Annotated in this window: 20 protein-coding genes and 1 pseudogene; 14 read left to right on the forward strand and 7 right to left on the reverse strand. The window is 69.3% G+C overall.

All coding sequences use genetic code 11. The features are described 5' to 3' along the window. Positions 1-90: 90 nt before the first annotated feature. Positions 91-690 carry a recombination mediator RecR gene (gene recR, locus IF78_RS0109980; protein WP_030053254.1) on the forward strand — a complete coding sequence of 200 codons (600 nt, stop codon included), beginning with the start codon at positions 91-93 and terminating at the stop codon, positions 688-690. Continuing rightward, entirely contained in the window at positions 683-1,345 is a 663-nt protein-coding gene (locus IF78_RS0109985; RefSeq protein WP_031482733.1) for a DUF5063 domain-containing protein, read from the forward strand. The genes recR and IF78_RS0109985 overlap by 8 nt, the downstream gene beginning before the upstream one ends. Here the strand turns inward: IF78_RS0109985 and IF78_RS44925 are convergent. Further along, complete coding sequence (locus IF78_RS44925; RefSeq protein ID WP_051827635.1) at positions 1,296-5,924, reverse strand: wHTH domain-containing protein; 4,629 nt, start codon at positions 5,922-5,924, stop codon at positions 1,296-1,298. The two genes, IF78_RS0109985 and IF78_RS44925, sit on opposite strands and share 50 nt — an antisense overlap. Positions 5,925-6,112: 188 nt before the next feature. Between IF78_RS44925 and IF78_RS48335 the strand changes: the two genes are divergently transcribed. The 7 genes from IF78_RS48335 (at position 6,113) to IF78_RS0110020 (ending at position 10,903) form a co-directional block, all read left to right on the forward strand. Beyond that, complete coding sequence (locus IF78_RS48335; protein ID WP_158751325.1) at positions 6,113-6,283, forward strand: hypothetical protein; 171 nt, start codon at positions 6,113-6,115, stop codon at positions 6,281-6,283. A 99-nt stretch (positions 6,284-6,382) separates the two neighbouring features. Continuing rightward, on the forward strand, positions 6,383-7,126 hold the full coding sequence (locus tag IF78_RS43475; protein WP_324617274.1) for a helix-turn-helix domain-containing protein: 744 nt from the start codon (positions 6,383-6,385) through the stop codon (positions 7,124-7,126). A gap of 75 nt (positions 7,127-7,201) precedes the next feature. Continuing rightward, positions 7,202-7,372: a DUF397 domain-containing protein gene (locus IF78_RS45910; RefSeq protein WP_425314608.1), complete on the forward strand. Its 171-nt coding sequence runs from the start codon at positions 7,202-7,204 to the stop codon at positions 7,370-7,372. A 286-nt stretch (positions 7,373-7,658) separates the two neighbouring features. Further along, on the forward strand, positions 7,659-8,657 hold the full coding sequence (locus IF78_RS0110005) for a hypothetical protein (RefSeq protein ID WP_051827637.1): 999 nt from the start codon (positions 7,659-7,661) through the stop codon (positions 8,655-8,657). Positions 8,658-8,707: 50 nt separating this feature from the next. Continuing rightward, entirely contained in the window at positions 8,708-9,286 is a 579-nt protein-coding gene (locus tag IF78_RS0110010; protein WP_031482725.1) for a Uma2 family endonuclease, read from the forward strand. A gap of 135 nt (positions 9,287-9,421) precedes the next feature. Continuing rightward, a complete protein-coding gene (locus tag IF78_RS0110015; RefSeq protein WP_031482723.1) occupies positions 9,422-9,838 on the forward strand; it encodes an SsgA family sporulation/cell division regulator in 417 nt (138 codons plus the stop codon). A gap of 558 nt (positions 9,839-10,396) precedes the next feature. Next, positions 10,397-10,903, forward strand: coding sequence for an SgcJ/EcaC family oxidoreductase (locus IF78_RS0110020; protein ID WP_031482722.1), 507 nt, complete (start codon positions 10,397-10,399; stop codon positions 10,901-10,903). Here IF78_RS0110020 and IF78_RS0110025 read toward each other — a convergent pair. From IF78_RS0110025 to IF78_RS43480, 4 genes are all read right to left on the reverse strand, one after another. Then, on the reverse strand, positions 10,869-12,254 hold the full coding sequence (locus tag IF78_RS0110025; RefSeq protein ID WP_031482720.1) for a sensor histidine kinase: 1,386 nt from the start codon (positions 12,252-12,254) through the stop codon (positions 10,869-10,871). The genes IF78_RS0110020 and IF78_RS0110025 overlap by 35 nt on opposite strands. After that, complete coding sequence (locus IF78_RS0110030; protein ID WP_031482718.1) at positions 12,251-12,949, reverse strand: response regulator transcription factor; 699 nt, start codon at positions 12,947-12,949, stop codon at positions 12,251-12,253. Before IF78_RS0110030 ends, IF78_RS0110025 begins: the two co-directional genes overlap by 4 nt. Before the next feature lie 91 nt (positions 12,950-13,040). Continuing rightward, complete coding sequence (locus IF78_RS0110035; protein WP_031482716.1) at positions 13,041-14,228, reverse strand: cytochrome P450; 1,188 nt, start codon at positions 14,226-14,228, stop codon at positions 13,041-13,043. Further along, positions 14,218-14,997, reverse strand: coding sequence for a cyclodityrosine synthase (locus IF78_RS43480; RefSeq protein ID WP_234439832.1), 780 nt, complete (start codon positions 14,995-14,997; stop codon positions 14,218-14,220). Before IF78_RS43480 ends, IF78_RS0110035 begins: the two co-directional genes overlap by 11 nt. Positions 14,998-15,250: 253 nt before the next feature. On the opposite strand from IF78_RS43480, the gene IF78_RS0110045 reads away from it, so the two are divergent. From IF78_RS0110045 to IF78_RS0110060, 4 genes are all read left to right on the forward strand, one after another. Further along, the gene (locus IF78_RS0110045) at positions 15,251-16,528 is read left to right on the forward strand and encodes an aspartate kinase (RefSeq protein WP_031482712.1); all 1,278 of its coding nucleotides are present in this window, start codon (positions 15,251-15,253) and stop codon (positions 16,526-16,528) included. Then, positions 16,528-17,592 (forward strand): aspartate-semialdehyde dehydrogenase, encoded by a 1,065-nt coding sequence (locus tag IF78_RS0110050; RefSeq protein ID WP_031482710.1) that lies wholly within the window; start codon positions 16,528-16,530, stop codon positions 17,590-17,592. The genes IF78_RS0110045 and IF78_RS0110050 overlap by 1 nt, the downstream gene beginning before the upstream one ends. A gap of 426 nt (positions 17,593-18,018) precedes the next feature. Next, complete coding sequence (locus IF78_RS0110055; RefSeq protein WP_078662370.1) at positions 18,019-18,693, forward strand: SigE family RNA polymerase sigma factor; 675 nt, start codon at positions 18,019-18,021, stop codon at positions 18,691-18,693. A 149-nt stretch (positions 18,694-18,842) separates the two neighbouring features. Then, on the forward strand, positions 18,843-19,886 hold the full coding sequence (locus IF78_RS0110060) for a hypothetical protein (protein WP_031482706.1): 1,044 nt from the start codon (positions 18,843-18,845) through the stop codon (positions 19,884-19,886). Positions 19,887-19,989: 103 nt separating this feature from the next. Here IF78_RS0110060 and IF78_RS0110065 read toward each other — a convergent pair whose 3' ends face one another. Continuing rightward, on the reverse strand, positions 19,990-20,781 hold the full coding sequence (locus IF78_RS0110065) for an SURF1 family protein (RefSeq protein ID WP_031482704.1): 792 nt from the start codon (positions 20,779-20,781) through the stop codon (positions 19,990-19,992). 44 nt (positions 20,782-20,825) lie between these two features. Next, positions 20,826-21,226 (reverse strand): annotated as a pseudogene (locus IF78_RS43485) (nuclear transport factor 2 family protein). 255 nt (positions 21,227-21,481) lie between these two features. On the opposite strand from IF78_RS43485, the gene IF78_RS0110075 reads away from it, so the two are divergent. Next, a complete protein-coding gene (locus IF78_RS0110075) occupies positions 21,482-23,320 on the forward strand; it encodes a S9 family peptidase (RefSeq protein ID WP_031482702.1) in 1,839 nt (612 codons plus the stop codon). Positions 23,321-23,357: the final 37 nt, after the last annotated feature.

The following is a 23,357-nucleotide window of genomic DNA, read 5'->3' on the forward strand; positions in this document are numbered from 1 at the left end:
TCCAGGCGTTGCCCAGCATGCCTTTCTAAGACGGGCCGCGGCCAACTACCGTACGTACCGTAAGGAACCCCGAGGAAGGACGGCAGTCCGTTGTACGAAGGCGTGGTCCAGGACCTCATCGACGAACTGGGGCGGCTGCCCGGCGTCGGTCCCAAGAGCGCGCAGCGGATCGCCTTCCACATCCTGCAGGCGGAACCGACGGACGTACGGCGCCTCGCGCAGGCCCTGATGGAGGTCAAGGCGAAGGTCCGCTTCTGCGCGACGTGCGGGAACGTCGCGCAGGAGGAGCTGTGCAACATCTGCCGGGACACGCGTCGCGACCCGGCGGTCATCTGCGTCGTCGAGGAGCCGAAGGACGTCGTCGCGATCGAGCGGACCAGAGAGTTCCGCGGCCGCTACCACGTCCTCGGCGGGGCGATCAGCCCGATCGAGGGGGTCGGACCGGACGACCTGCGTATACGAGAACTTCTCGCGCGGTTGGCCGACGGGACGGTCACGGAGCTGATCCTGGCCACCGACCCGAATCTCGAGGGCGAGGCCACGGCGACGTATCTCGCCCGCATGATCAAGCCCATGGGCCTGAAGGTCACCCGCCTGGCCAGCGGCCTCCCGGTGGGTGGCGACCTGGAATACGCGGACGAGGTCACCCTCGGCCGCGCCTTCGAGGGGAGACGACTCCTAGATGTCTGACGCCACGCTGCACGCGACCGAGCAGAACCCGGACGACTTCGCGGTCCAGATCTCGGACCAGATCGAGAGCTTCCTGGTCGCCGTCACGGAGGTCGCGAAGGGCGACGAGCCGGGCTCGACCGTGCCCTTCCTCCTCCTGGAGGTCTCCCAGCTCCTGCTGGCCGGCGGCCGCCTCGGCGCCCACGAGGACATCGTTCCCGAGGAGCGCTACGAGCCCGACCTGGGCCCGGAGCCGGACGTGGACGAACTCCGCGAGAACCTCGCCCGACTCCTGGACCCGGTCGACGTCTACTCCGAGGTCTTCGACCCCTACGAGCCCCGCAAGGCCCCGGTCCCGGCCCGCATCTCCGACGACCTGGCCGACGTCATCACCGACCTCCGCCACGGCATGGCCCACTACCGCGCCGGCCGCACCACCGAGGCCCTGTGGTGGTGGCAGTTCTCCTACTTCTCCAACTGGGGCTCGACGGCGTCCGCGACCCTGCGCGCCCTGCACTCGGTCCTGGCCCACGTCCGCCTGAACCAGCCGTTGGAGGAACTGGACGGCCTGGACACGGACCAGGGCGTGATGGGCGACGAGACGCTGGAGTTCGAGGCCGGGAAGGTCATGGAGCAGGAGATCGGGGAGCAGTTGGGGCTGCGGTCGGCGAAGTAGCCTCCGGCCTGCTCGCCGCGGACTCGGGCTCGGGCTTCATGACGAGTCCGGGGACGTTGGGGAGGGCGGTCCGGACGGCTTCGCGGACGCGGTCGAGGTCCACGCCGAGGCGTTCCAGCCTTTGCGGGAGGCCGTCGGCAGGTGCTTCCGACAAGACGATGCGCAGGAAGTCGGGGATCGGATCAGCCAGGGACAGCGGTTTGCGGAGTCCCGACGGAGTACTGCTGCGCCACGTGCACAGGAAGTGGTCAATCTCGTCCAGGTGGCTCACACGGTCGCCGCGGACCTCGAAGCCGAGGGCCACCAATCTCCTCACAAGCTCGCCCAGGTCCATGTCGAGCTCCCATGATGCTGACACCAACCGGTGCAGTGGGACAGGGGATTCGTCAGCAAGCTCCAGATGGCCCTCTACGAGTAAACGAAGGTCGAAGGCGTCGAGCTCCTCAGAGGGCACTTCGGGTCGTGTGGTCAGGCCGTATTGGGCCAAGCGGTCCAGGACTGCACGGGGCGAGTCGCCCAGGTGGACAGCTAGCTCAAGCACATGGCCCACGGGAACCGGCAGGTCCGGTGACAGCGGTGAACGGCCGAGCCTCGTCCAGTCCAAGAGGATCACGTCATCCGGCTCGGCCACGGAGGGAAGCGCCGTGGCCGGTGGTACGAGGCCGTAGGCACGGAGTCGGGAGGCCACCACGTTCGGTGGGAGCCCGCTCTCCAGGGATGCTCCCGCCACCTCAAGCAGGGAGATCGAGGAATACGCCGGGAAGGTGCGGAGAATCACCGTGTCCGCGTCCTCCGCCTCCTTCGGCAGAGTGCTGGGAGGAGTGAGCGCCAGGGCTCTGATGCGCTCGGACATCTCGTGAAGGGAGACGCCCAGGCGGGACGCGGCCCGGACGAGCAGGCCGGGGGGAATCGCTTCTCCATCGCGGAGCATCCCCCAGTCATCGTGGCTCCAGCCCCATCCCGCACTTTCGGCGAGCGCATCCTCGGTCAGCCGTTCATGAACGCTGCCGGTGTCCACGTGGAAGCCGAGTTCCCTCAGCTCTCGCGCTACCTCCGACACCGAGCGCCCCAACTCAGCAGCGACACCGAGTACATGGCTTGTCGAGACGGGTTCCTCAAGGCTCAGCCACCGCGTGTCGTCCACGCTGACCAGGCGAAGCGTCTCCTCTGTTCCGTTCACCAACCGTTGCTCGCCCACAACCGTGAAGCCGAACGCCTTCATCCACTGAACAGCCGTTCCGATGTCGACGCCGAGCCGGAAGTGTGCTCTGAGCAGGTGGCCCGGGTGAACAGGACTGCTGACATCGCACCACGGCTGCTTACCGTCCAGCTGACGGCTCAGCAGCCTGAGGGCCAACTCGTCCGCTTCATCTGCCGCTGGAGTCAGTTCTGGAAGAGCGAAGCCGAACGCCTCCATTCTTCGAGCGGCCTCGCCGACGCTGATGCCGAACTCGAAGTGGGCTTTGAGCAGGTGTCCAGGAGGCACAGTCCTGTCACAAGGCCGGATCGAGTTGGGTTCCTCAAGCCGCACACCGCGCAGATCATTGCTCATGAGGGCGAAGTTGATCTCGTCGACGACGGGATCGACGTCGGACAGGTCCGGATGCCCGACGCACAGTTCGGCCATGCGGCTCGCGACCTCACGGTATGGCAACCCGCAGACGCCTGCCACGAGGAGTGCGCGGCCGGGGAGGGTCGGCTGACGGCGCGGTCTTGTGGGCCGGAAACCAGGGCGATGTCTATCGCGCGTGATCCGAATGAGGGCGTCCGAGGGGAGCGCCGGAAGTACACGCTCGACCCGATTCAGTTCCGGGACAATCTCGGCCAGGGCGGTCAGCATCGCGTTGGGGCCGTGGGCGAGCAGCCTCCAAAGGCGTGTCGAATGGTCTGGGGAGTTGTACATGTCCAACACTTGGAATGTGTCAATGAGGTCCTCTCCTCGCACGACGTCGACATCGCGCGGAAAGAAACCAGTGACCGCCATCGACGAGGAACAGCCGTACAACTCCAGCTCGTACTCCGCGGCTCCGGCCGCCTCCGTCACGATGTCCGCAAGCCTGGGACTCTCCTCCGCCACCTGCGAGAGCCACTCGTAGTCAAGGAGCGGGGGATCGGCGGACAGGAGTGTCGGCAGGGCGTCTCGTACGAGCCTCTCGACGTCCGCACACACGTCGTCGTCCAGGATCTCCGTACGGTCCACCGACAGCCGGCGGGGCCGAGTGGTCCCGGAGAGGTTCACCACCACCCCGCGCGGTCTGGCCAGGTCGCCCGGACCGCTGAGGATGCCGTGTCGTACGCGGGGCTCAGCATGAATCCCATCGACCAGTAGCCCGCCGCCGTGCCGGCACCAGACCACCTGGCCGTCCCTCCCCGCAGGGTCGGCGCTCCAGGAGACAAGTCGCCCATGGGCTTCGAAACCGTTGGCATGCAGTCCAAGCGACTCTCGCGGGCGCAGAACTCCAGCCTCCCACTCCGCGCTGTGCGCCCCATGTTCGGCGGTCGTCCCGAACTCGGCGATCCCAAGGAACCTGCGCAACTCCCTGACACAGGAGGGCGCTTTATCGCCCTCCCGCAGATACAGCCGGACTGTGGTGCCGATCGTCCCCGCCCGACACGTGGGCCGCACACGGAAGTAGTGGCCGGGCCCGGTGATGAGGACGGTGATCTCCCGCAACCTGCCCTCGACGGGATCCATGTGGCAGGTCGTCACCCGCACTTCGTCCGCGAGCATGAAGTAGCTGAGCACCCCGATGCCGAACCGGCTGTTCGGGTGCATGGTGACGCCGCGCCCCTGCCACTCCTGTCGTTCCTCCTGGTACCGGGGCAGATCCGTGAAGCGCACACCGGCTTGGGAGAAGACCTCGGACAGCGTGAGCTCGTCCATGCCGACGCCGTTGTCCCGGCACTCCAGGTAGTGCCGGCCTTCCGCCTCGTCGAAGCCCTGAGTGAACTCGATCCGGCCCTGGTACGAGCTGAAGCTGTCAGCCGCCTGGGATCGGGCCCGTCGATAGCGGCAGGCGTCCAGGGCGTTCTGGTACAGCTCGCGGATGGCGAGGGAGCGGTCGCGGTAGAGGTTCTCGCCCATGAGGAGTTCCTGGACGCGTTCCTCGTCCAGCCGGAAGCGGATGACCCCGCCGATCGGAACGGGGCTTCCCTTGTCATCGACCTCGCGCACGTCGTCGGCGCGGGTGTACAGGGGCAGTGCGTCGAGTTCGGGTGCGTCCACCTGCCGTACGGCCTGCAGCAGTGACTCGACCCGTCGGCTGTGTTCGGTGAGCGCGGCGACCACGGCCGGGTGGTCGCAGCCGGCCTTCAGCCCGATGCTGCCCCGCCCGAACCGCCAGGACGCCTTGTCGACGGTGGTCAGGAGCGTGGCGGGAACCAGGGCCTCCGGGATCCCGACATGGCGGACGACCACCGAGGGCAGACTCGTGACCTCGATCGCCATGCCGTGGGCGATGGCGAACAACGACCCCACCAGCCGTTCCCGCACGTCCTGGAAGTCACGACCGTGGAAGTCGAGCGGGAAGGCCTCCTCGCGCAGATGCTCGGCGCGTGCGGGATCGAAGAGCTCGCCGGGGCCTGCCTGCGCACAGGCCAGCAGACGGGACAGGAGTTCCGGATCGAGTACGACGTCGAGCTCGCCGAGTCCGGCGCTGGGCGTGACCACGGCCGACAGGAGGTTCGCGAGCCGTCCCGGCTGCTGGTCCGCCCACTGGTGGAACAGCCACCATCCGATCTCGGGCCGTCCGTCCCGGCGATCCTTCAGGCCGCCCAACTCCGCTCGCCTGACCAGCCGTTCGTGACCCCGCACCAGCACCTCGTACATCCGACGGTCCTCGTCCGGCGCCGTCCGTTGTCCGAGATCCGTCGGCTCGACATGGGACAACTCAGCCGCCGTACGCGACCGGTGCACCTGGTACAGGAAGGGCAGCAACGCGATCAGCGCCGCCTCGGCGGGGGTGAGGAAGCCCTCCCTGTCCTTCCGGAGGAGGTCGATGAGCCGGTTGGCGCGGTGGGAGGTCCGCCGCGCCAGGTGTACGTCGTGCCAGGGGTCGTCGGCGAGGGAGTGCCGTACTTCGTCGTACAGCTCCGACAGACGGTCGGCGATGTCTTCCGCCTGCTGCCGAAGGGCAGAGGTCTGATCCTCATCCCCGGACTTGAGACACTGCCACACCAAGGACTTCGCGACCTCCTTCCGCCAGTCCGGCCGGGGGTGGGCGGTGGGAGTCGGACTGACGGCGGCAGGGCGGGCGTCCGGTCCGGTGTCTCCGTTGCGTCGGGCCTCTCGTGCCTGACTCGCCATTTCCTGCCACAGCCGGTTCGGAATTCGCCGAACCGGCTGGGCGCTTCTTGCCTGCGCGATGCCGTAGAGCGCGGACAGGAAGGTGTCCAGTTCTTTGTTCCGCCGGGGAATCCTGTCCTGCGCCAACCAGCCGGCGACGGTGCTGTCGGCCGGCGGTTCCTGGTCGCGTGCCAGGTCCCTTCTCATCTCCGCGCGGACGGCGGCTGCTTCGGGATACCCGGCCCGCTCCAGCAGCGCGTTCAGTGCTGTCCAGTACTTCAGCGGCTCCGCCATGGCTCCCCGCACCCGTGCCGACCTCGGTCCAGTGCCCCGAGTCGGCCGACTCGGCCGACTCGTGAATTCCCAAACTACTGCTCTGACCTGCGAGACAACCTCCGATCTCGGATATCGGATCGCGCGGCCGTCAGGTAGGCCGCGGCACCGTCGTCGACGTCACCGTTCGACGCCCCGAAGGAGCCGCAATGGATCCCGTTCTCGCCCTTGCCTTGTGCTGTGTCACGTCCCTGCTCATCGTCGCCTGTGCCGCGGTGTTGATCGTCCTGCTGGCGCTCGACGAGGCCGAGTCGAAAGACCGGCCGCGCATCCTGGTGGCCGTGGCGGAACTGGTCCGGGCGGTGCGGGGAAAGCGGTGAACAGTGCGAAGTCGGTCACTCAGGGATGCCTCGGGGGCTACGCTCGGTAGCGAGCCGGATGGGGTGCACAGGGGAGTGTGCCGGTCGGAGGTGGTGACCGTGTCGGGTACGCACAACAACAGCCAACGGCCTGTCGCTTGGCGCTACAGCGGCGACCAGATGAAGCGCTGGCGCACCAAGGCGGACGTCAGTCGCGAGCAGCTCGCCTCCGCCGCCAATTACTCGCCGGACACCATCGAGTCCATGGAGCGCGGGGTGCGCAGGCCGACGCCGCGTGTGCTCGAAGTGGCGGACGAACTGTGCGGCGCCGAGGGGATGTTGAGCGCGGCCAAGGAGTTCCTGGATCGGGAGCGGTACTCGCCGCGGGCCCAGGACTTCATGGAGCGGGAGAAGGAAGCGACCAGCATCTGGTGGTACGACGTCTCGCTCGTGCCGGGGTTGTTGCAGACGAAGGCGTACGCCCGATCCCTCATCGACAACCGGATCCCGCCCCTGGACGAGGAGACGGTGGAGGAACGCGTCGCGGGCCGCATGGAGCGGCAGGCCATCCTCACCGAACGGAAGCCGCCGGTGGGTTTGAGCTTCGTTCTCTACGAGGCCGTGCTGCGCGCCCCGCAGGTGGACGCCGAACAACTGCGTCACCTGCTGGAGGCGGGGCGGCTGCGGAATGTCGTGTTGCAGGTGCTCCCCTTCGAACGGGCCGTCCCCGCCGCACTTATGGGTCCCATGTTGTTGCTGGAGACCCGTGATCACGAGCGTTTCGCCTTCATGGAGGGCCAGTTCGCGAGCGAGCTTTCGGCTGATCCGGGGTTGTCAGCCGTGTCACCGAGCGGCTTAGCATGATCCGGACGCAGGCCCTCGGGCCCGACGAGTCGGCCCGTTTCATCGAGCGGATGGTGGACAGCCGTGAGTGACCAGGTGAATTGGTTCAAGTCGAGCTACAGCGACGATGAGGGCGGCGCCTGCGTCGAAGTGGCCTTCTCGGCAGCCGTCCACGTCCGCGACTCCAAGAATCCCGCGGGCCCCGAACTCCGCCTCACCGCTCCCACGTGGGCGGCGTTCATTTCCGCAGTTCAGCCCGGGGCTTGAGCCTCGGGCTTCGAGCCCTTCAATGGGTTTTTCTGGGTTTGGGTTGGGTGAAATCCAGCCCAACCAACCAAGCACGTACGTGAGTTGAGTCCACGTACCCCAAATGGGTGACGATCCGTGATCGGCTTGCGGCGGAGAGTAAAACCACTCTAGGTTCGCGGCAACTAGATCGGCCCCGGTCGGTGCGCCAACACCGGCTCCGGGGCCTAGACCTACTCATCGAATCGAGCTTTCGATGGTGGCTTCCGCCTACCCTAGCCCCGCCCTGCCGTCCCCGTCCCACCCCATGGCCAAAACGGGCTACGGCAAACGCTCCCCGGGTGACGAAGACCCGTACGCCGACCCGGACTTCGCACATCTGAGCCCTCGTGACCGCGAGATCGCCGTCTTCGTCGACCATCTCGACGAGGGCCACGCGATGGGCTACAAGGCGATCGCTGCGGAGCATCCCCGCTATGGCCAGCAGGCCGTGCGCACCTCGATGGGCCGCATCACCCTCGCCGGCCACCTGCGCTGGATCAAGGAGCACATCACCGTCGAGGACAGCTCGATGCGGTGGGTCACGCGGACGTACTGGTCGCGTACGCGCAGGTCGGAGGAATGGTGGGCGGACTTCGCGCGGGATCGCCACGGCAGGGACGTCACCGAGGACCACATGCCGGGCCTGGCTCGTGCCGAGCAAGAGCAAGAGCAAGAGCAACAGCCAGAGCAAGAGCCAACCGCGGAGCCGAACCCGCAGCCTGAGCCCGACGAGCAGCCCGGTGAGTCGTCTGCCGAGCAGCCCAGCACCGCCTACCGGACCCTCGCCGAACTGCGCGCCGCCGACGCCCGTATGCCGCTGTCCGACCGGGACTGCCGTTCCCTCGAAGCCCTCGCCGGCGAGTGGCTGTCCCGTGGCGCGACGCCCCACGACATCACCAAGGCCCTGACCGACGGGCTGCCGCCCGCCGTCACCAACCCGGGCGGACTCGCCCGCAACCGATTGGAGAACAAGATGCCTCCGAAGAAGGCGAAGATCCGGCAGCAGGCCGCGCGCCGTGCCCGGGTGACCCGCGTGCTCATGGCCTGCGGGCTGTGCGACGCGGACGAGCGGACGACGGAGATCGTCAGCGGCCTGTGCCGGGAATGCCTGGCGGAGATCGAGGCGGAGGGGCCGGTGAACGGCTACGTCCCGGCCACCTTCCTGCCCGGTCCGCGCGACGGTGATGGTCTGCCCGGCGCGGACGAGGTCATCGACGTCACCGAACGCGTCGATGCTCTTCGGCGTGCGGCGGGACTGCTGTGAGCGTGCAAGAGGTGCCGGTCGGGGCACCATGGTGTCGAGGAGGCGACGCCATGACCCCCAGGATCGAAGACCGGCCGCAGATGTCCGTCGAGGAGTTCGAGGAACTGGAACGCCATGCCCCGGAGAGCGTGTGGCTGGAGTTCATCAACGGAAAAGTCGTGGTCAAGCCCATGGCGGATGGCAACCACCGCGAGATGATCGCGTGGCTGCAACGGGTGTGCATGCAGCATCGCCCGGATCTGTGGTTGCACGCTGAAAGCGGCCTGAAAACCGAGCGGTACAGCAAGGGGCGCGCTCGTGCCGACGGCGTGCTGGTCCGAGTGGGCGGCCTCAAGGGGCAGGGCGAGTGGTCCGAAGCCGACGGTGCCTTGATGGCCGTGGAGATCACCTCGTACGACGCCGACACACATAAGCGTGACCGAGTCGAAAAGCCCGATGGCTACGCCGCCGCCGGTATCCCCGTCTACCTCCTCATCGACCGGGACGACTGCTCGGTCGTGGTCTTCAATCAGCCGGAGGACGGCTGCTACCGGCACGAGGAGAAACTGCCCTTCGGCGCCTCCGTGAAGCTCCCGGATCCCGTGAACTTCACTCTGGACACCGAGCCCCTCAAGGAGCTGGTGGACTGAGCGAACCTGGTGTGACACGGGTTACAGGAACAGGCTTCTGAAGTGGCGTAATGCTCCGGCCCCTCGGGCGGTCTCTCAGGCACACCGGTCGGTCCCCGGCCCGTGCCCACCCCCCGCCTCGAACGGAGCCCGACCATGCACGTCACCCTGGAGCAGCCCATCGGTGCCCGCCTGATCACCGCCGTGGACCAGGAGATCGCGATACCCGCGACCCTCCGCTACACCTCCGTCGACCCGCTGGCCGTGCACCTCGACTTCCCGCCCCATGTCACGCTCGACGGCGAGGTCACGACCTGGACGTTCGCCCGTGTGCTGCTGAGTGAAGGTCTGCACGCGCCCGCCGGTGTCGGCCATGTGCGGGTCCGGCCGTGCGGGGCGTCCCACACGTACGTGGAGTTCCACTCGCCGCTGGGCACGGCCCTGCTCCGCTTCACCACCGCGGACCTGTACCGCTTCCTGGCCCGCACCTACACCGTGATCGCGCCGGGCGAGGAGACCGTGGGTGCGGAGCTGGACCACGGTCTCGTGACGCTGTTCGGGGGGCGGGTCTGATCCGCGGCCCGCTGGGCCGGTGCCCCACCGGGCATCACGACCCCGCCACCCCTTTCCCCGCCGTCGTGACCCCACCCACCAACGCCAGCCCCAACACCACCTGCCGCGCCCGCTGTTCGGAGGTTCGTGGGCCAGCCACCTGCCGATCACCGCGCCGATCAGCATCGCCGCGATGACGCTCCCCCAGCGAGGCGCACTGAGCTGAGGCACCCCGTTCGCCGCCACCGAGAAGGCGTTGACGACCACGCCGTACAACTGCGCGTTCGGCACGAACTCCCGTACCGTCCACCCCGCGTGTGCCCGTCCACCCGCCTGCCACGGGTCGGCATGCTCCCAGGGTGCAGCCCGCTACACCACCCCTTCGGGAGACCACTGGCTGCCGCTGTGTGATCGGCCGGATGCACAGCGTGAATTGGAGGCGTGTTGTCCCGGGCCTGTACGTCCGCTGCACGGGCCCTAACCGGTGCACCGCGAATCTGGAGTCACTTCCACCGCAGAGGCAAGCGCCCGACAGGACGCGGAGGGAGGCAAACCGACCGGACCAGCACTGGAGATGCGATGACTCGTCGTTCCATACGTAAGCGCGTGGCCATTGTCACCGCCACCGCCGTGGTCGCCGTCGGCACTGTCGCCGCCGGTGCCGCCGTCGCCGGGCCCTCGTGGGGTGAGAGCAAGCGGCCCACCGAGAAGCAGGTGGCCGGGCTGTTCGACAACTGGAACAGGGCCCTGCAGACCCGCGACCCGGAGAAGGTCGCGGACCTCTACGCGAGCGACGCGGTCCTGCTGCCGACCGTGTCCAACAAGGTCCGCGCCGACCGCGCCGCCATCGTCGACTACTTCGAGCACTTCCTGGCGAACAAGCCGGCCGGCAAGAAGATCGAGACGCACGTCAACGTCCTCGACCAGAACTCCGCGCTCGACGCCGGTGTCTACGAGTTCACGCTCACCGACCCCGAGAGCGGCGAGAAGAGCGTCGTCAAGGCCCGCTACACGTACGAGTACGAGAAGCGGAACGGCGAGTGGCTCATCGTCAACCACCACTCCTCGAAGATGCCCGAAGGCTGATCGTCACCCTCAGCCCGCCCCCGGGAGCGTCCCCGAGCGTCACGGCCCCGCCGTCGTCCGTCACCAACTGCTTGACGACGGCGAGGCCGAGCCCGGAACCGGCCTTCCCGGTCAGGCCCTGGCCGCGCCAGAAGCGGTCGAAGGCCCGGGACTTCTCGGCGTCCGACATACCCGGTCCCTCGTCGAGAACCGAGAGTTCCACCACGTCGCCCTTCGGCTCCACCCGGACCGTGATCGTGCCGCCGTCCGGTGACACCTCCAGGGCGTTCGAGAGCACGTTGTCCAGCACCTGGTCGAGATGACCGGGGCTGGCCAGCACGAGCAGCCGGCCGTCGGCACTCCCCCTGAGCGTGATGGTGACTCCGCGCTCGTCGGCGGCCGGCCTCCACACGTCCAGCCTCTCCCGCACGATGTCCCACAGGGGCAGGGGTTCCGCCGCGCTGACCTTCGCCTCGGCCCGTGCCAGCACCAGCAGGCCGTTCACCAGCCGGCTCATCCGGACGACCTCGGCCGTCGCCTGCTCGACGTCCTCCTTGACGAAGTCGTCGTCCACGCCGTCCGCGATGTTGTCCAGCGACAGCCGCAACGCCGTGAGAGGAGTGCGTAGTTGATGCGAGGCGTCGGCCACGAAGATGCGCTGCGAGGCGATCAGGGTGTCCAGGCGCTCTCCCGCCTGGTTGAGGGTGCGGGCGAGGGTCTGTGTCTCCTTCGGGCCCGTCACCGGAGAGCGGGCCGACAGGTCGCCGTCGCTGAACCTGCTCGCCGTGTCGTTGAGCTGGCGCAGGGGGCGGGTGAGCCGACGGGCCACCCCCGCGCCGACCACGGCGGCCACGACGAGGACGGCCACCGCCAGGCCCGCGCGGAAGCCCCAGATCGTCCACAGCCGGCTGGTCAGGTCGCCGGTCGAGTACACGATGCGTACGGCGCCGACGACCGGTCCCCGGTTGCGGCCGTCACCGGCCACCGCGCTCTCGCGGGCGGGGACCGTGATCACCAGCTCCGGCCCCCAGATGAAGGGGGAGCCCCAGTCGGTCGTGGGCTTGCCCGTCTCGAGGGCCTTGGTGAGGGCCGCGTCCTGCTCGGGGCTGGGCAGGTTCGTGTCGCAGCGGTTCGTCACTTCGACGTTGCCGGGTGTCTGGCCGGCGTAGGCACGGGCCATCTCTTCCAGCGCCGCGCAGGACGGGGGGTTGCCGTTGCCGAGCAGCAGGGCCATGGTGTCGGCCTCACGCCGTACGGAAGCCGCGGTGTCGTCCCGCAGCTGGTCCGTGAGCGTGAAGGCCACGGGCACGGTGAACAGGGCGATGGCTCCTGCGACGAGCGCGACGTAGCTCCGGGTGAGCTGGCGGATCATGACGCGTCACGACCCGCGTTCACGATCTCCAGCCGGAAGCCGACCCCGCGCACCGCCTCGATCGTGATCGCCCCGGCCAGCTTCCGCCGCAACGCCGCCACATGCACGTCCAGCGTCTTGGTCGGGCCGAACCAGTTCGCGTCCCAGACCGCTTCCATGATCTGCTCGCGCGACATCAGCGCCCCGGGCTCCTCGGTGAGGAAGGCCAGCAGGTCGTACTCCTTGGGCGCGAGGGCCACCTCCGCGCCGTCCAGGCGGACACGGGCCGCCTTGCGGTCGATGGTGAGGCGGTCGCCGTAACGGTCCGGACCGGCCTCGGCGGCAGCGGCGGCGGGCGTACGGGGCTGGATACGGCGCATGACCGCCCGTATCCGCGCGATGACCTCCCGCACCCCGAACGGCTTGGACACGTAGTCGTCCGCACCGAGCTCCAGCCCGACCACCCGGTCCGTCTCGTCGCTGCGGGCGCTGATCACGATGATCGGCACGTCGCCGCGTTCGCGCAGCGCCTTGCAGACGTCGAGGCCGTCGGTGTCGGGCAGGCCGAGATCGAGGAGTACGACGTCGTAGGGGTCGGAGTGGCTCAGTGCCGCGCTGCCCGTGCTGACCCAGGCCACCTCGAAGCCGTAGCGCATGAGTCCGCGCCGGAGCGACTCGGCGACCGGTTCGTCGTCTTCCACCAGAAGTACGCGCACAGGCGGAACCTTAATGGTTGAAGTTTAAAGACGACTGGTCGCCGAGCCCCCGGGTGATCGACGAGCGATCAATGAGCGGACAAAACGGTTGCTACCACATCACCGGCAGCCGCTCCGGGATCCGTTTCATGAACCCGGTCCGCCACACCAGCTGCTCGATCGGCACCGCGAGCCGGAGTCCCGGCATCCGCTCCAGCAGGACCTCCAGCGCGAGCTCGGCGTGCTTGCGGCCGAGCGCGGTGGCGGGGCAGTAGTGGCGGCCGCCGCCGAAGGAGAGGTGGGCGGTGGCGTTCTCGCGGCCGAGGTCGACGGTGTGGGGGTCGGGGAAGGCGTCCGGGTCGAAGTTCGCGCCCTCGACGAGGACCAGGACGAGGTCGCCCGCTCTCACCTCAACGTCTCCCAGCCGTACGTCCTGCGTCGCCAGCCTCGGCAGACCGTCGCCGATGGAGAGGTTGATCCGCAGGAGCTCGTCCACGGCTGCCGGGATCCTGCCGGGGTCCGCGACCAGCCCGTCCTGGAGGTCCGGGTGCTGGATCAGGGACACCAGCGCCATGGTCAGGAAGCCCGAGGTGGAGATGACGCCCGCGCCGAACATGGTCACCCCGACCGTCGCGAGCATCTCGTCGGTGAGGTGGCCGTAGTCGGGGTCGGCGCGCAGGGCCGCGAGCTCGGCCATCAGACCGGTCGTCGCCGGATCGTCGAGCCTCCCGGCCATGTACGCGATGTCCCGGTCCCAGTTCAGCCGGGCGCCCGCGACCGGGCAGGCCGAGTTCATGAACGCGATGTCCAGGCTCCGCATCAGCCGGGGCGCGTCCGCCTGCGGGATGCCGAGGATGCGGCAGTGCATGCCCGCCGAGTACGGATCGGCGAAGCCGCCGCGCAGCTCGGCCGGCGCGCCCTCGCCGATCAGCCCGTCGACGAGCTCGGCGGCGTACGAGCGCATCCACTCCACGAGCCCGGGGCTCTTCGGATTGAGCGCCTTGAGCACGGCCTTGCGCAGCCCCGCCCCGGTGATGTTCCCCATGTTGTTGACGACCTCGGGCGGGATCGTCAGCGCGTACTGCCGGGGCACGCCGGGGGCGGAGGTGTCCTTGAGGCTGAAGCGCGGGTCCTCGAGGACCTGCTTGCAGAGGTCGTACGACGACACGAGCCAGGCTTCGTCGCCGGCGATGGTACGGACCCGCCGTACGGGCGTCTTGGCGCGCAACTCCTCGACCTCTGCTGGGAGTTGGTCACCGCGCCAGGAGAACGGGAAGTCGATGAGGTCTTCAGTGAGCATCGGTGGCCCCCTCCGTGTCGGTTCCCTCGGCGTCGGTTCCCTCGGCCGGTGTGACGATGGCGTGCCCCTGGTTGCGGGAGGCGCGCAGACCGGCGCCCCGGGCGTAGAGGAGCTCCGCCATCGGCAGGAGCTGGTGGTAGCAGTTGAGGGAGGAGGGCACTCCGAGGATGGCGGGGGGGTCCAGGAAGAGGGGTGCCTCGGCGCAGACGTAGGCCAGGCAGACCTCGCGCTGTGCCTCGGTCGCCCGCCCCGCCTTGCCGGCCAGGAAGGAGTCGACGAGCTTCTCGCAGGTCGTGCGGAACTCGTCGTCGGTGGCGAGCCGCGCCTGGAGGTGGTCGTGGATCTCGCGGTACGCCGGGTTGCCGCGGAAGTCGGACATGGCGTGGGCGCGCAGCCGGGTGCCGCCGGGGTCGACGGCCCGGGCGGCCTGTACGGCGCCGAGGACCTTGGCCCGTACACCGCGCAGGTTCTTCACGGCTTTGCGGCGGGCGTCCTCGGGCGGATAGCCGGACGCCGCGTACATCTCGGCCACGTACAGGTCCGTGTAGACGAAGTCCACCCGCTCGAACAGGGTGAGCCCCCAGCGGGCGAGGTCGTGCACGCGTTGGGCGGAGAAGTAGCTGTTGCCCGGGGAGACGCCGATGACGGCGTGGTCGCCGGCGGTACGGATGACTTCGCAGTGGGGTGTGAAGGGCTCGACCTCGAAGAGGCCGGCCGGAGTGGTGGAAGAAGTGACGTGCTGGATCTTTGAAGCGGTCGCAGTCGTCAAAGGAGGAGAAGTCCTTCGCGTCGCAAGTCCCGATGGAGCCGTGTGCTCCTGGTGTGGCGACGACGACGCGAAGTTAGCGGTCGACTACGGAGAGCGTCAATGATGGTGAGCTGTGCCACTTCCTCGTATGCCTCACCCGCCACCGGGCAGACACCACCCCGAGCGGCCGGATCTCACCATCTGGGAACCCCAAGGTCGATTTCGGACGCTCGTTAAACTGAGCCGACACACACGGACTGAGCGAGGAGCGCACGTGGGCCTTGTCGTGCAGAAGTACGGAGGCTCCTCCGTAGCCGATGCCGAGGGCATCAAGCGCGTCGCCAAGCGAATCGTCGAAGCGAAGAAGAACGGCCACCAGGTGGTCGTCGTCGTTTCCGCGATGGGCGACACGACGGACGAGCTGATCGATCTCGCCGAGCAGGTATCGCCGATGCCGGCTGGGCGTGAGTTCGACATGCTGCTGACCGCCGGGGAGCGTATCTCCATGGCGCTGCTGGCCATGGCGATCAAAAACCTGGGCCACGAGGCCCAGTCCTTCACCGGCAGCCAGGCAGGCGTCATCACCGACTCGGTCCACAACAAAGCCCGGATCATCGACGTCACGCCCGGCCGTATCCGGGAATCGCTGGAACAGGGCAACATCGCCATCGTCGCCGGGTTCCAGGGCGTCAGCCAGGACAAGAAGGACATCACGACCCTGGGTCGCGGCGGCTCCGACACGACCGCCGTCGCGCTCGCGGCCGCGCTGGACGCCGAGGTGTGCGAGATCTACACCGACGTCGACGGCGTGTTCACCGCCGACCCGCGCGTGGTGAAGAAGGCGAAGAAGATCGACTGGATCTCCTTCGAGGACATGCTGGAGCTGGCAGCGTCCGGCTCGAAGGTGCTGCTCCACCGGTGTGTGGAGTACGCCCGCCGCTACAACATCCCGATCCACGTCCGGTCCAGCTTCAGCGGGCTGCAGGGCACCTGGGTCAGCAGCGAGCCGATTGAGCAAGGGGACAAGAAGGTGGAGCAGGCCATCATCTCCGGTGTCGCGCACGACACCTCCGAGGCCAAGATCACGGTCGTCGGCGTGCCGGACAAGCCGGGCGAGGCCGCCGCGATCTTCCGGACGATCTCCGACGCCGAGATCAACATCGACATGATCGTGCAGAACGTGTCCGCCGCCTCCACCGGGCTGACGGACATCTCCTTCACGCTCCCCAAGGCCGAGGGCCGCAAGGCCATCGACGCCCTGGAGAAGAACAAGCACGGCATCGGCTTCGACTCGCTGCGCTACGACGACCAGATCGGCAAGATCTCCCTGGTCGGCGCGGGGATGAAGACCAACCCGGGCGTCACCGCCGACTTCTTCACCGCGCTCTCCGACGCCGGGGTCAACATCGAGCTGATCTCGACCTCCGAGATCCGCATCTCGGTCGTCACCCGCGCCGACGACGTCAACGAGGCCGTCCGCGCCGTGCACACGGCCTTCGGGCTGGACTCCGACAGCGACGAGGCCGTGGTGTACGGAGGCACCGGACGCTGATGGCGGGGATCGAGTCCCGCCGTCCGACGCTGGCGGTCGTGGGGGCGACCGGAGCCGTCGGCTCGGTCATGCTCCAGATCCTGTCCCAGCGCGCGGACGTCTGGGGCGAGATCCGTCTGATCGCCTCGCCGCGCTCGGCCGGCCGCAAGCTGGCCGTGCGCGGTGAGGAGGTCGAGGTCGTGGCGCTCACCGAGGAGGCCTTCGCCGGGGTCGACATCGCGATGTTCGACGTCCCCGACGAGGTGTCCGCCCGCTGGGCGCCGATCGCCGCCGCCAAGGGCGCGGTGGTGGTGGACAATTCGGGCGCCTTCCGGATGAACCCGGAGGTGCCCCTCGTCGTCCCCGAGGTCAACCCGCACGCGGTGCGGATGCGGCCGCGCGGCATCGTCGCCAATCCCAACTGCACGACCCTCTCCATGATCGTGGCGCTGGGCGCGCTGCACGCGGAGTTCGGGCTGCGTGGGCTGGTGGTGTCCTCCTACCAGGCGGTGAGCGGGGCCGGGCGCGCCGGAGTGGAGACGCTCAGGCAGCAGTTGTCCCTGGTCGCCGGCACGGAACTGGGGACCACCCCGGGTGACGTGCGGCGGGCCGTCGGCGACAACACCGGGCCGTTCCCGGAGCCGGTCGCGCTGAACGTGGTGCCGTGGGCCGGGTCGCTGCGCGAGGACGGCTGGTCGTCGGAGGAGATGAAGGTGCGGGACGAGTCCCGCAAGATCCTCGGGCTGCCGAAGCTGCCGGTCGCGGTGACCTGTGTGCGGGTGCCGGTGCTGACCGGGCACTCGCTGACCGTCCACGCCCGCTTCGAGGGCGAGGTCACCGTCGCCAAGGCCCGCGAGATCCTGGCCACGGCGCCCGGGGTCGTGCTCTACGACGACCCGGAGGCCGGGGAGTTCCCGACCCCCGCCGATGTGGTCGGCACGGATCCGACCTGGGTCGGCCGGGTGCGGCGCGCGCTCGACGATCCGACGGCGCTCGAACTCTTCGTCTGCGGCGACAACTTGCGCAAGGGCGCCGCGCTGAACACCGCGCAGATCGCCGAGCTCGTGGCGGCGGAGTTCGGGTGAGCCGAGCCGGATGCCGGAATTCTTCTGGGCTGCGGCTGAAATGTTTGTAGGATCCATGTGAAGAATGTGAGCCGATCGATGGTCCGGACCACTTGATCCGGGCTGCGCGGCAACAGAAGATTTCCTCCCCGCCCTGCAACCGCTTGCAGGGCGGGGAGCGTCTTTGCGGTCACCCTCGTGGGGCTGCAGGACGCGTTTTTTCTGGCGTGGGGACGCCATGAGCAGGGCGTGGGGACGCCCGTTCATATGGGACATAAGGGAAGAGCGGGTAGGCATGTGGGCGTTTGACGCACGGTCAGTTGTGCTGCCTGGCACGAGAGCGGTGGCCGCAGGGACCCGGGGGTCGATTGCGGCGACTGCGGGGACTGACGCAAAAGTGACGTCCGGCACGTACAACCCTCGCGGGGGGACGCGTGTCCAACAGGCGTGGCAGAGGTACTCGACTTCAGTGCGGCGACCCGCGGTACGGCTCTACGGCCGCCCCGCCGGCCCGGCCGGTCCGGCGTGCCCGGCGGCATGCCGGTGATCGCGCCCATGCCCGCAGCGCGGCCCGCCCGCATTCCCAGTCAGCGTGACGGCGCCGACCACGCCGAGAACACCGCGGCGGCCGGTACGACCGTCGACCACCTCACCGAGACCTACCGGGCGCACTACCGCTCGCTGCTGGGTCTCGCGGCCCTCCTCCTCGACGACACCGCCTCCTGCGAGGACGTCGTCCAGGAGGCGTTCATCCGCGTCCACTCCGCGCGCAAGCGCGTCCGGGACCCGGAGAAGACGCTGGCGTATCTCCGCCAGACCGTCGTCAACCTGTCTCGCTCCGCCCTGCGCCGCCGCATACTCGGTCTGAAGCTGCTGTCCAAGCCGATGCCCGACATGGCGAGCGCGGAGGAGGGGGCGTACGACCAGCTCGAGCGCGACTCGCTGATCCGGGCCATGAAGGGCCTGCAGCGCCGGCAGCGCGAGGTGCTGGTCCTGCGGTATTTCGCGGACATGACCGAGGCCCAGGTCGCCGAGACGCTCGGCATCTCGCTGGGCTCGGTGAAGGCGTACGGCTCGCGCGGCATCGCGGCGCTGCGGGTCGCCATGGAGGCGCCGGCATGAGCGAGGACAAGGACGGGCGGCGTGCTCCGCACGTCCCCCACCAGCCCTCCGGGGGTCCCCTCACGCCCTTCGGGGCGCGGGGGAGGCACGGCCCGGCCGGGGGGCCGGACAAGCAAGAGCCGAAGCAATCGCACGCTGGGAACGGAACTGTGAACCACGGCCCCGACGACCAGGGCCCCGAAGGGCTCGAATCGGACGAGCTGGCGCTGCGCCGCATGCTGCAGCAGGCGGTCCAGGAGATCGAGCCGCGCGACGGCACGCTGGACCATCTGCGGCGGGCGGTGCCCGCGCGACGGGCGCGCAAGCGGCAGGCGCTCGTCGGCATGGCGGCCGCGTGCCTCTTCGTCGGCACCGCCGTACCGGCTCTGGTGCACGTCTCCAACGTCACCGACGCCAGTGTCAACTCGTCCAACGCCGGCCACGGCGAACAGGCGCAGGGCGGGGCCGGACAGGGCGAGGAGACGGCGGGCGGCGAGAGCACCTCCGGCGGCTCCTCGGGCAAGACCGAGGACAAGGGCAAGGGCAGCGAGAAGGAGGAGGACAAGGGCACCGGCACGGGCCCGGGTGCCGGCTCCGGAAGCCCCGACAACCCCATGCAGACCAGTCCGGCCGGCGTGGCCTCGTGTACCGCCGATCAGCTCGGTGTGGCCAGTCAGGCCGCCGACGTCCCCGACTCGGCCGGCACGGTGTACGGCACCTTCAGCTTCAGCAACGTCTCCACCAGCGACTGCATCGTGAGCGGCCCGGGCACACTGAGCGCCGTGCCGGCCGGGGCGGCGGACGCGGCGAAGATCTTCGTGTCCCGGCATGTCGCCGGTGACCCGGCGGCCGGCCTGCCCGACCCGTCCCAGGAGCTCACTTCGCTCGTCCTCAAGCCCGGCGACTCGTACGCGGTGAAGTTCGCCTGGGTCCCCTCGGAGACCTGTCCCACGAACGGGGAGACCAGCGGCGGCCCCACGGGCGAACCCACGCCCGACCCGACCCCGACCGAGGTCACCTCCGGCACCACGGACGGCACCTCCACGGGTGGCGACACCGGAACCTCCACCCAGCTGATGACGGAGGACTCCGCGGCCGACGGAAGCGTCACGATCGCCAACACGACGGAGGCGGGCGCCCCTACGGCCACGGTGACGGTGTCCAACGCGTGTGCGGGGACCGTGTACTGGACGGGTGTGGTGACGGGGGCGTAGCGCGGAACGCCGCTCGCCGTGGGCTTGCTGGGGGGCTGCGACCCCCAGAGCCCGCTTCGGCCCTGAACCGGCGTCGTCCTCAGACGCCGGACGGGCCTTGTCCTCAGACCCCGGACGGGCTGGAAACGCGCTCCTCGTCCGGCGTCAGCCCCAACTCCGCGTCCCGGGCGGACTCCACCTCGCGGCGGAGCAGCCGGAACCACATGAAGACCACGAAGCCCGCGAAGACGAACCACTCACCGGTGTAGCCGAGGTTCTGGAACGCCTTGAGGTCGAGGCCGGTGTCGTTGGCGGCGGCCACCGGTACGGCCTTCATGCCGGAGTCGCCCTTGTTGAGGGTGATCCAGGCGTCGTAGACGTCGTACGACACCAGGTTCACCAGCGACGCCGCGCTGATCGCCCCCGTCTGGCCCGACGGCAGACCGCCCTGCGATGGCACGCCGTTCTCGCCCGGCACCTCGGACGCCTGGAGCGCGCCGGTGACCGTGACCTCGCCGCCGGGTGCGGCCGGGGCCTCGGCCCGGTCGGCGTCACCGGGCAGCCAGCCCCGCACGACCGGCAGGGCCTTGCCGTCGTCGGTGCGCAGCAGCGACAGGACGTAGTAACCCCGCTTGCCGTCCAGCTCCCGGTCCGGCACGAGCAGCTGCTCGCCGTACCGTCCGCTCGCGGTGGCCTGCCTGCCCACCGTCGCCTTGTCCACGGGCAGCAGCTCGGCGAGCGGGCGGGCGGCCTCCTGCTTGTTCTCCGCGGCCTGCTCACCGGCGCTGCGATGGTCCTCCACCCGCGACTCGAACCGGCTCAGCTGCCATGACCCCATGAACACGCAGAAGGGGATGGCGAGCAGCACGAAGACGTTGATCCCCCACCAACGGGGCGTCAGCAGAAACCGGTACACGCCCTCAACGGTACGGGGCTCCGGCGGAGGGCCGGGCCGCGGGGTCAGTACCGTTCGGTGAGGTGGTCGCGGCCGGCCGGGGGCTCGTACGGCTCGGGCCAACCGCAACAATGTGCGCCTACCGGCGCGTGGCCGTGATCGCGGATATCCGGCCGCTCCCGTCGCCGGTGAAGAACGAGATGGCGTACATCTCCTCCAGCCCCACCGTGAAGTGGGCCCAGGTCACGACCTGGCCCGGCTCGGCGACGATCCGCTCGATCCGAAGGTGCCAGTCACCCGGATACTCCCGGTTGAACCGCACATACCGCTCCCGGCCGCTGATCCGCTCCCGCGTCTGGGGCAGCGTGTACGTCACGTCCTCGGCGAGTGTCTCCGCGAACGCGTCCCACTCCCGGGCCTCGGCGGTGGCCCAGAACCGCTCGACTGTCTTCCGCAGATCGGTCATGCCAAGCAGTCTGCACCCCACCACTGACAATGGCGTTGACCTGCGCAAACGCCCTCCAGCGGAGAAGGTCGGGGGGAGCTCCGGCCCGGGCGGATCCGGGCCTGGGGGGCCTGGGCCCGGGCGGCTTCGGGTCCGGGCGGCTCCGGGCTTGGAGGAAGGGCTTCCGGGCGGGTCGGTCGTCGCGTGAGTGCGAAGTTATCCACAGGCTGGGGACCTCGGCAGCGAATTGTCGGCCGGGCCAGGCACTATGGGCCCATGACTGAGAGCCACGGGTCCGATTCGCGGGATCACCACATGCAGGACAAGGACATGCCGGACTGGGAGAAGCGCTTCAGGGCGCCCCGGGTGTCGCTGCCCGACTGGGCGGAGGACGCCCCGGACCGCTCACTGTTCGTGTCGAACGCCACCGGGACGTACGAGCTGTACGCCTGGGACCGTGCGACGGGCGAGCAGCGGCAGGTGACCGACCGGCCGAACGGCACGACGGACGGCGTGCTGTCGCCGGACGGCGCGTGGATCTGGTGGTTCGACGACAAGGACGGCGACGAGTTCGGCGTCTGGCGCCGCCAGGGCTTCGGCGGCGGCGAGGACGAGCTCGCGGCGCCGGGCCTGGACCCGTCGTACCCGGCCGGCCTCGCCCTGGGCCGCGACGGCCGTACGGCGATCGTGGGCCGCTCCACGGACGAGGACGGCACGACGATCCACCTGGCCCGCACCGGCGAGCCCCCGGCGGAGATCTACCGCCACCGCGAGTCCGCGGGCGTCGGCGACCTCTCGCACGACGGCACGCTGATCGCCATCGAGCACACCGAGCACGGCGACGCGATGCACTCGGCGCTGCGCGTCCTGCGCCCCGACGGCTCGACGGTCGTCGAGCTCGACGACACCAAGGGCGGCTCCGAGGAGCTCGGCCTGGAGGTCCTGGGCTTCGCCCCGGTCGACGGGGACACCCGCCTGCTCATCGGCCACCAGAGGCGCGGCCGCTGGGAGCCGCTGGTGTGGGACGTGGCGACAGGGGTGGAGTCGGACCTCGCGCTGGAGCTGCCGGGTGATGTGAGCGCGGAGTGGTATCCCGACGGGACCGGTCTGCTGATCGCGCACAGCTTCGAGGCGCGCAGCGAACTGTTCCGTTACGACCTGGCCCGGCGTGAACTGGTGCGGATCCCGACCCCGGCGGGCTCGGTGTCCGGGGCGACGGCCCGGCCGGACGGCAGCGTGGAGTACCTGTGGTCGTCGGCGGCCGAGCCGTCGGCGGTGCGGTCGACGACCGGACGGATCGTGCTGGACCCGCCCGGCATGAAGTCACCCCGCTCGGTCCCGGTGCAGGACGTGTGGGTGGAGGGCCCGGGCGGCCGCATCCACGCCCTCGTGCAGCGCCCGGCGGGCGCAGAGGGCCCGCTCCCCACGGTCTTCGACATCCACGGCGGCCCGACCTGGCACGACAGCGACGCGTTCGCGGCGGGCCCCGCGGCCTGGGTGGACCACGGCTACGCGGTGGTCCGGGTGAACTACCGCGGTTCGACGGGCTACGGCCGCGCCTGGACGGATGCGCTCAAGCACCGGGTCGGACTGATCGAGCTGGAGGACATCGCGGCGGTCCGGGAATGGGCGGTGACCTCCGGCCTGGCCGACCCGTCCCGCATCGTCCTGACCGGCGGTTCGTGGGGCGGCTACCTCACCCTCCTCGGCCTAGGCACCCAGCCGGACGCCTGGACGGTGGGCATCGCGGCGGTTCCGGTCGCCGACTACGTCACCGCGTACCACGACGAGATGGAGTCCCTGAAGGCCCTCGACCGCACGCTCCTCGGCGGCACACCGGAGGAGGTGCCGGAGCGCTACGAGGCGTCGTCCCCGATCACCTACGTCGACCAGGTGAAGGCCCCGGTCTACATCTCGGCCGGAGTGAACGACCCACGCTGCCCGATCCGCCAGATCGACAACTACGTCAGGCGCCTGGAGGCCAGGGGCGCGGTTCACGAGGTGTACCGCTACGACGCCGGACACGGCTCGCTGGTGGTGGACGAGCGGATCAAGCAGGTGGGACTGGAACTGGACTTCGCGGAGCGGTACTTGAGGAAGGGGCAGGACTCCTAGACGCCGGCCTGCACTCTCAGCCTGTCTGGGGGTGCCC

Origin of the sequence: Streptomyces bicolor, assembly GCF_000719285.1 — a bacterium.
Lineage (GTDB): Bacteria > Actinomycetota > Actinomycetes > Streptomycetales > Streptomycetaceae > Streptomyces > Streptomyces bicolor.